The sequence below is a fragment of the Evansella clarkii genome (assembly GCF_002019695.1).
Lineage (GTDB): Bacteria > Bacillota > Bacilli > Bacillales > Salisediminibacteriaceae > Evansella > Evansella clarkii.
In genome coordinates this window covers 3,584,382-3,592,119 of the sequence record NZ_KV917376.1, presented here as the reverse complement: position 1 = coordinate 3,592,119, position 7,738 = coordinate 3,584,382, and the positions used below count along the sequence as shown (strand labels likewise).

The following is a 7,738-nucleotide window of genomic DNA, read 5'->3' as shown; positions in this document are numbered from 1 at the left end:
AAACGAGGAAGAAAGAAGCTAAGAGCTCTCCTCTTTAGAGTTGTAATGCCTTTAGTCGCGAAGAACCAAGCCTTTAAAGCCCTGCATGAGTATTATACTACCCGTCCAGACAATCCGTTAAAAAAGATGCCGTCTTTAATTGCCATATGCAATAAACTAATACGAATCTTATTTACAATAGGCACAAAACAATGTGAGTTCAGTGAAGAAAAGATGCTTAGTGATATTCCGCATTTTAATAACTTACAAGAAGCTGCATAACTCAATAATTTTGTTTTATTAAAACTCTATTTATCGAAGCTGATTATTAATTAATCTAATATTCTAAGACATTTGAAGCACGGAGAAGTCAGAACATAAACTAAAACTACGGGCAGAGACCCTGGCGGGGAGCATATCTGACCTCCACCCTCATGGCAAGGTTGAACGAAGGAATGTAGGAGCATCGACTCTGGGAGACATGGGAGGGTTAACCCCATGAGAAACGTGGAGATCCATCGTGGCGATCATACGTAAAATCCCCTCTACTTTAAAAAAATACTTAAGTGGAGCTGGTCAACAAGCCCCCTTACATCCATTTTCTTGAAGATAAGCTAAAACTAACCATGTAAATAATGTCTAATGAAAAAGAGTAGCTATGAAATCCTTAGATAAACGGAGTTTTCGTAAGAAAACAAAAAGATTATAGAGGGAGGTTGTTTACCGAAATTCGTTAGATAAAGCTTCTCTGTTAAAATTAACGGAAACAGCCATGGAAAATGAACATCCGGTTGTGTATATGGACCATGAGGACATGAAGGCGAATGTACCTGAGCATCCTCATATTGATGAGAGCATCGGTACAATGAAGCTTGATGTACATCCGACCCATGACCCTGATTACCACGTGGGCCGTGAATTATATCAGACACTATTATTTTGTGAGGAAAAAGAAGAGCAGAAATACGTGGAGCAATTTAAGGACTTTGACTTCGTACGCTGGCATCCCGTTTCAACAGACATACTGCCAAAAGGAGGCTCTAAAGCGATTGGTATTGATAAAATCGTGGCAAAGCTTGGTTTTGCAAAGGAGCAGGTCTATGCATTTGGAGACGGCCTTAACGACGTTGAAATGCTGACGGAAGTACATAACAGCATAGCAATGGGCAACGGAGTGGAAGAAGCAAAATCCGCAGCCAAAATTGTTACACAATCCGTGGAAGACGACGGAATTTACCACGGGCTGAAAAAAGCAGGGTTGCTGTAATTTAAGCGTATATGCGAAGTAGCTCCGTCATAGGGATTGGTCAGTGCTGCTTTTCAAAAAAGAAAAATACTTTGCATATAAATAAATGCCAAAAAGGGAACTCAGCTGAGTTCCCTTTTTAATAGCCACTGAAGTACTTTTTTCCCCTCCTCATAAGTCAATTCCTCCTCAGAAATACTTTTAAGTATGGACTGCCACGAGGAGTAAATGATTACTTGGACAGGTAGAGCACTGTTTTCACTAATTTCATCAATGAAATGTTTAACTTTGTTATCTCTGAATTCTGTTAAATCTTCGCTCAATTCTTTGCAAAGTTTGGATTTTATCTCCCGGGTTCTTCTGTTCTCCGCTTCGTGACCCCTATTTCTCTCCGGATCATTACCTTAACTAATGATAGAAAAGAGAAAAAGCTTTTTATCCTTTTAATTTCAAGGTACAATCAAAATAGAGTAAAATAAATTCCATTCAAGCTGGTCCTTTGCAAAAAGGTTAATAGGGAAGCCGGTGAAAATCCGGCACGGTCCCGCCACTGTAATCGTTTAGTATATACCGCGTATACCACTGTGCATAAACATGTATGGGAAGGTGCGATATTTGTAAAACGTAAGTCAGGAGACCTGCCAGCCTTGGTTTCTTTTGTGTTCTTCGGGGAAAAAGAATGCTTAAGGGGAGAAATTAAAAGTGTTCATTCCTTTTATATATACGGCTCAATTGCATTTTGCAGTTTTGCCGCCCTTCAAGCAGCCATTCTTTCCTTCAGAAGAATGGTTTTTTGTTTTGTTAAAAAATACAGAAGTTCTGGGAGGTTTATATGGGAAGCGAAGAAAGAAGAGGACTTACACTTGTATACACTGGTAATGGAAAAGGAAAAACAACTTCCGCCTTAGGTACAGTGTTACGGAGTGCAGGGAGAGGCTTTAAAGTAAAAATCTATCAATTTATTAAATCTCCGGAAAGAACATACGGGGAGAAAATCGCTCTGGAAAATCTGGGTGTAGAAATGGTGCAGCTAGGAAGAGGCTTCACATGGACAAAGACTCCTGAAGAACACCGGGAAGCTCTCAGGACAGGCTGGCCGGAGGCAAAGGCAGCTGTAATGAGTGGAGAGTTTGATTTAGTAGTGCTTGATGAACTGAATAATGCGCTCGCTATTAACAAATTTCCAATTGATGATGTCCTGCCTCTCGATGAGGTTCTTAGTATGATGAGGAATAAACCTCAGCATGTACATCTCATTATTACTGGAAGGGACGCTAAGAAAGAAGTGAAAGATCTCGCTGACCTCGTATCTGTCGTGGAAGCAGAAAAGCATTATTATGATGAAGGAATTCCTGCTGTAAAAGGGATAGAGTTTTAACTGCCTTCATGTGATTGTAATTATTTTACGAAAACGGAGGTAAATACACTCATGCAAAAAGCTATCCCATTGATGATTCAGGGAACCCATTCCGATGCCGGAAAAAGTATGATTGCCACTGCTTTTTGCCGTATTTTTTCTCAGGACGGCTATAAAACCGCCCCTTATAAATCTCAGAATATGGCATTGAATTCATACATAACAGCTGAAGGTAAGGAAATTGGCCGGGCGCAGGGTGTACAGGCGGAAGCGGCAGGGATTGGGGCCACCACGGATATGAATCCTATCCTTATTAAACCAACGGGTAACTTTGAATCACAAATTGTTGTCCATGGGAAGGTATTCAGAAATATGAAAGCAGGGGAATACCGGCAGGATTTTTACAGCCAGGGGATTAAAATTATTGAAGAGACTTATGGGCGCCTTGCCGTCAAGTATGACCGGATTGTTATTGAAGGTGCAGGGAGCCCGGCGGAAGTGAATTTAAATGACAGAGAATTAGTGAATATGCGTGTTGCCCGGATTACAGGCGCTCCTGTAATTCTTGTGGGAGACATTGAAAAAGGGGGCGTGTTTGCCAGTTTAACCGGCACGCTCCAGCTCCTGGAACCAGAGGACAGAATACGGGTGTTCGGTGTCATAATAAATAAGTTCAGAGGAGATGTGGAACTTCTGAAGCCTGGGCTTGAGTGGTTTGAGAATTATACTGGTGTGCCTGTACTTGGTGTTATTCCGTACATAGATAACTTAAATATAGAAGCTGAGGATTCTGTCGTATTACAGAGGTATACATCCAGTGCCGATGCAGCTAAAGATCTGGACATAGCAGTGATACGTTATCCAATGATTTCTAATTTTACTGATGTAGATCCTTTTTTTCTGGAACAGGACTGCCATGTACGTTTTGTCCAAAATCCAGAGGAACTTGGCCAGCCTGATTTACTAATTCTTCCCGGAAGCAAAAACACGATTGAAGATATGATGTACTTGCATAACAGCGGGCTCGGCAGCCGTATTTTGAATCTGGCGGAAAAAAATACCCATATTTTTGGAATCTGCGGTGGATATCAGATGCTTGGAAAACGAATCGAAGACAAGTTTGGGACGGAAACTTCGCTGCGGCAGAGCTGTAACGGACTGGATCTAATTCCAATGAAGACATTGATAACCCTTGATAAAAAAACTGTACTTTCTGAAGGTACGGCTGTTTATCGGAACAGGCGTTTTCCTGTTAAGGGGTACGAGATACATATGGGTGAGTCTTATTTTAAAGAGAATCATAGGAGGTTTATAAAGCTTAATAATATGGACGACGGATATATCAGCAGCAATGGGCAGCTGATCGGTACTTACTTTCACGGAATTTTCCACAATACAGAATTCAGGGAAGCATTTCTTAACAGTCTAAGAGAGAAAAAAGGACTCCTTCCAATAACAGGAAGAGCTTCGAGCCAAAAGGTTAAAGAAGAAGCGTTTAACCGACTGGCAGATACGGTGAGAAAGAGTGTAAACCTTGATCTCATCTGTGAAAAAATGCATGAATTCCAACTTACAGGGAGGAAAAAAGGGTTTGAAAAATACAATAAACCGGATTAAACCGGCAGATAAAACAACAGGCAACGAAGTCAGTGCCTATTTAGATACATTAACGAAACCAAAGGGAAGCTTAGGGAGACTTGAAGATTTGGCAGTACAGCTTGGTGAAATAACTTCAAGCAGATTTCCCGAAGTAACGCCTCCCGGGATTATCGTGTTTGCCGCTGATCACGGTATCGCAAAGGAAGGAGTATCTGCATATCCCCAGGAGGTTACCGCTCAAATGGTACAGAATTTTCTTAACGGGGGAGCAGCGATCAATGTCCTCGCAGAACAGACAGGAGCTATGTTGGAAGTTGTTGATATCGGAATAGCAAATGACATAAGTAATGAAAAACTTATAAACAGAAAATTGTGTTATGGAACGGCAAATTTTTTAGAAGAAGACGCTATGAGTAAAGAGGAAGCTGAAGCCTCGATAAAGACTGGCATGGAAATTGGCGGACAGCTGATCAGTAAAGGAGCTGAATGTATCATTCCAGGAGAGATGGGGATTGGGAATACAACGAGCAGCAGCGCTATTTTATCCGTTATAAGCGGAGAAGAACCAGGCACGCTCACAGGTGCTGGCACCGGACTTAGTCTGGAGCAATTAAAGCATAAGCAGAGAATTATTGAACAGGCGATAAGCAGGCGCAAGCCGGATCGTGATGATCCTCTGGATATTTTATCGAAGCTGGGCGGCTTTGAGATCGCCGGCATGACAGGAGCAATACTTGAAGCTGCCAGCAGGCGAAAACCGGTTCTGATAGATGGATTTATAAGTTCTGTTTCCGCACTGCTGGCTGTAAAGCTATGCGGGAATGTAAAGGATTACTTAATCATCGGACATCACTCCCAGGAGGCGGGCCATAAAACAGTGATCCGGATACTGGAAAAGCAGCCTCTTCTTGATTTGCAATTGCGCCTTGGAGAAGGAACTGGGGCAGCACTTGCATTTCCACTATTAGAAGCTTCTTCCAGGCTATTGAAACAAATGGCAACATTTTCCTCAGCCGGGGTGGCGGAAAGAAACAGGCCTTAATGATTTTTGTTTACAACTGGCACATACTGCCATATAATAGTTCTCAGAGCAAAAAAAACGAATAAAGAATCATCCAGGTTTCTTACATCTCAAGATGTAAGATGAAAAGGGAAGTTGGTGCAAATCCAACACGGTCCCGCCACTGTAAATGTTTAGGAAGGCTGAGGAAAACCACTGTGCCATAAAGCATGGGAAGGTACAGCCAACCGATGATACATAAGTCAGGAGACCTGCCTGGATGTTTTTTAAGCTCCTTCGGGGAAAAGGATGTTTAAAGTGCCAAGTAACTGTTCAAACAGGCTGCCCGTCTGCGGCATTGCCTTTTTCTGAATATGCGTACTTAAGCTGCATTTTTACATTTAACGCTTTTCCTAGGGAAACAGCGTTTTTTTGTTGGGAAAAAAGAGGAGGAACTGAGAAATGGGGAAACAAATAACCAAACGCTTCGGCCTATTATCTATTATTCTTTTTTTTACAGCAGTACTGCTGGCAGGCTGCGGAGCAAATGATCAGAGCGGGGCAGTAAATGGAGAAGACGGCGGAAACGCTGCCGAGACAGAATTAAACGGGAATGAAGAAGCTGGAGAAAATGGAAACAATAATAATGATCCGGATAATAGTGCAAATGATGGCGCTGTTGATGGAGAAGGCCCGTTTCCGGTAACCATCATTGACGATGCAGGCAAGGAAATTACGATTGAAGAAGAGCCGGAATCTATCATATCCATCCAGGCCAGCAACACAGAAATCTCTTATGCCCTCGGTTTAGGAGATAAAATGATCGGTGTATCTGACTTCTGTAATTACCCGGAAGAAGCTTTATCCGTTGAAAAAGTGGGCGGACAGGACATGAATGCTGAATTAATTTTAAGCCTCCTGCCGGATATTGTGCTTGTAACAACATATCACCATGAAAACCACGAAGAAATTTTAAAACAGTATGAAGAAGCAGGTATGGATGTCATTGTTATCGGTGATAAATCTAGTTTTGATGAAGTTTATGAATCTATAGAGCTGGTCGGCAAGGCCACAGGAACTTCAGAAGAAGCAGAAGCAGTAATCGCAGATATGCAGGAAAGACATAATACACTGAAAGAAAAAGCAGAGGAAATTACTGACAAAAAGAAAGTATGGGTTGAAGTTTCTCCAGCTCCGGACATTTTCACAACCGGCCAGGGGACATTTATGCATGAAATGCTTGAATCTATCAACGCAGAAAACGCAGCAGCCGACCAGGAAGGCTGGGTTATGCTGACGGAAGAGGAAATTGTTACTCTTAATCCAGATGTCATCATTACTACTTACCATACAGAAGATCTTCAGGCGGAAGTTGCCTCCCGTGACGGATGGGCGGAAGTTTCTGCAGTGAAAAACGAAGAAATCTTTGATGTAGATACTGATACAGTAGTAAGGCCGGGCCCTCGTTTGATTGAAGGAGTGGAGGAACTTGCAAAACTTATTTATCCGGAAGTTTTTGGCGAATAAGTTCTTCTGGTTTTACTTACTAAGCGGAGGGTTTGTACTTTGTACAGCCCTCCTTGGTATATTAGTGAGCAGCGTGAGCGTCCCTGTGCCTCACATCTTTTACATAATTATAAATAACACCTTTAACACACTCTCTTATGAGGATATTGCACCAAACGTGGAGATGATTATCTGGAATATCCGGCTGCCAAGAGTTCTGCTCGCTTTTTTTGTTGGTGCATCCCTTGCGTTAGCTGGTGCAGCATTTCAGGGACTCCTGAGAAACCCTCTTGCTGATCCTTATACAATCGGTGTTTCCTCAGGTGCCTCTCTTGGAGCAGTAATTGTATTGTTTTTCAGTATCAGTATTAGCGGGCTCGGCACGTTTACTTTACCGGTATTCGCTATTGCTGGAGGGTTTGCTGCCCTTCTCGTCGTCTTCGGGCTCGTAAGGCTCAGCAGCAGAAGTCTGGCGATAGAAACGATAATACTTGCTGGAATTATCGTAAGTGCCTTTATAAGTTCCATTGTTTCATTAATCATTGCGCTCGGTGACAGGGACTCCATGACCCAGATTATATACTGGCTCTACGGAAGTGTGGGAATGCGAGGGTGGAGCCATGTACAGCTCATCATTCCTTTCATGATTATCGGGACTGTAATACTTCTAAAGCATTACCGGGAACTGAACGCCCTTGCTCTTGGTGAAGACTCCGCAGAAAATATCGGTGTGAATGTGACAAGAGGGAAAACGTGGATCTTAATCGGAGCCTCACTGCTCACTGGTTCCGCAGTGGCCGTCTCCGGTGCAATTGGTTTTGTTGGACTCGTTATCCCCCACCTTGTACGGCTTGTAACAGGTCCGAACCATATGCATGTGCTTCCGTTATCCATGTTCACGGGAGGAGCTTTCCTCATTCTCGCCGACTTGCTGGCAAGAACGATTATAGCTCCAAAAGAACTGCCCATCGGTGTAATTACAGCGCTGATTGGCGCTCCGGTTTTTGCCTTTTTATTAATTAGAGAACGACTTGGGAGGAGGGGTGGCTGA

5 protein-coding genes, 2 pseudogenes and 2 riboswitches are annotated in these 7,738 nt (G+C 42.8%); all 7 genes and pseudogenes read left to right on the top strand.

Features of this window, described 5'->3' with window-relative positions; all coding sequences use genetic code 11:
- Positions 1–261: pseudogene (locus tag BK582_RS16730) on the top strand (IS110 family transposase); the annotation flags it as partial.
- Between the two features lie 442 nt (positions 262–703).
- Positions 704–1,246 (top strand): annotated as a pseudogene (locus BK582_RS16725) (HAD hydrolase family protein); the annotation flags it as partial.
- Between the two features lie 454 nt (positions 1,247–1,700).
- Positions 1,701–1,885, top strand: a riboswitch (cobalamin riboswitch).
- 172 nt (positions 1,886–2,057) lie between these two features.
- Positions 2,058–2,603, top strand: a complete 546-nt coding sequence (locus BK582_RS16715; RefSeq protein WP_078596133.1) for a cob(I)yrinic acid a,c-diamide adenosyltransferase — start codon at positions 2,058–2,060, stop codon at positions 2,601–2,603.
- A gap of 51 nt (positions 2,604–2,654) precedes the next feature.
- On the top strand, positions 2,655–4,199 hold the full coding sequence (locus BK582_RS16710; RefSeq protein ID WP_078596132.1) for a cobyric acid synthase: 1,545 nt from the start codon (positions 2,655–2,657) through the stop codon (positions 4,197–4,199).
- A complete protein-coding gene (gene cobT, locus BK582_RS16705; protein ID WP_244895411.1) occupies positions 4,174–5,223 on the top strand; it encodes a nicotinate-nucleotide--dimethylbenzimidazole phosphoribosyltransferase in 1,050 nt (349 codons plus the stop codon). Before BK582_RS16710 ends, cobT begins: the two co-directional genes overlap by 26 nt.
- 58 nt (positions 5,224–5,281) lie before the next feature.
- A riboswitch (cobalamin riboswitch) is annotated at positions 5,282–5,475 on the top strand.
- A gap of 168 nt (positions 5,476–5,643) precedes the next feature.
- Positions 5,644–6,708 (top strand): ABC transporter substrate-binding protein, encoded by a 1,065-nt coding sequence (locus BK582_RS16700; protein ID WP_078596130.1) that lies wholly within the window; start codon positions 5,644–5,646, stop codon positions 6,706–6,708.
- Positions 6,671–7,738 carry a FecCD family ABC transporter permease gene (locus tag BK582_RS16695; RefSeq protein WP_078596129.1) on the top strand — a complete coding sequence of 356 codons (1,068 nt, stop codon included), beginning with the start codon at positions 6,671–6,673 and terminating at the stop codon, positions 7,736–7,738. Before BK582_RS16700 ends, BK582_RS16695 begins: the two co-directional genes overlap by 38 nt.

What these genes read in the sequence shown, in the direction of transcription:
- BK582_RS16715 (WP_078596133.1), top strand. Translation starts at nt 2,058, where the DNA reads ATGGGAAGCGAAGAAAGAAGAGGACTTACACTTGTATACACTGGTAAT.
- BK582_RS16710 (WP_078596132.1), top strand. Translation starts at nt 2,655, where the DNA reads ATGCAAAAAGCTATCCCATTGATGATTCAGGGAACCCATTCCGATGCC.
- BK582_RS16700 (WP_078596130.1), top strand. Translation starts at nt 5,644, where the DNA reads ATGGGGAAACAAATAACCAAACGCTTCGGCCTATTATCTATTATTCTT.